1 protein-coding gene is annotated in these 929 nt (G+C 40.4%); it reads left to right on the top strand.

What is annotated here, in order from left to right:
- Positions 1–232: 232 nt before the first annotated feature.
- Positions 233–929, top strand: a 697-nt coding sequence (locus tag H6A60_RS11800; protein WP_205104865.1) for a nucleotide sugar dehydrogenase, incomplete at its 3' end; no start/stop codon positions are given.

The following is a 929-nucleotide window of genomic DNA, read 5'->3' on the forward strand; positions in this document are numbered from 1 at the left end:
AACTAAGCCATCTTCATTACTTGATGGTTAAAAATTTCATTAATTTCTCGAATCACCATCTTGCTGATTTGAGAAATTTTAAGAATCAAGTTAAGCTCTTTCTACTAATATATCGTAAGATCGATTTTAAACTTCTCAAAGAAGGTTGGTCTTCAGACAAGATCAATTTTCTGCGAGTAAAGTTGTTTGGAGTGTTTTTCAAAAGCTTTTTCGACCTAACTAAGGAGAAAAAATGAAAATCGCAGTGGTAGGTACTGGTTATGTTGGCCTTTCTAACGCGGTTCTTCTGGCGCAACACCATGAAGTAAAGGCTGTAGACATTGTCGAAGATAAGGTCAATAAAATTAATCAGAAAATCAGTCCGATTGTTGATAACGAAATTCAAGAATACCTTTCTACAAAGGAGCTTAATCTCGTTGCAACAACTGATCTTGCCAAGGCTGTTGAAGGGGCTGACTACGTTTTCATTGCCACACCAACGGACTACGACACCAAAACAAATTTCTTTAACACTTCTTCGGTTGATTCGGTGATTGAAGCTGTAACGAAGCTCAATCCCAATACGCTGATCGTGATCAAGTCTACTATCCCTGTTGGGTATACCCGGAAGAAAAAGGAAGAAGGTTATGAAAATTTAATCTTTGTTCCTGAATTCCTTCGCGAAGGTAAAGCACTCTACGATAATTTGTATCCCTCGCGTATCGTCGTCGGCGAAAAGTCAGAAAGAGCGGAAAAGCTTGCTCAAATGCTTGCTGACTCCGCAATCAAGGAAGATATCCCTGTTTTGCTGACCGATTCGACGGAAGCCGAAGCCATTAAATTGTTCTCGAATACATACTTGGCTACCCGCGTTGCTTTCTTCAACGAACTCGACAGCTACGCTCTTGCAAAGGGCCTTGATAGTGCTTCCATCATCAACGGTGTTACTC

The sequence above is a fragment of the Sutterella massiliensis genome (assembly GCF_016899755.1).
GTDB lineage: Bacteria > Pseudomonadota > Gammaproteobacteria > Burkholderiales > Burkholderiaceae_F > Sutterella > Sutterella massiliensis.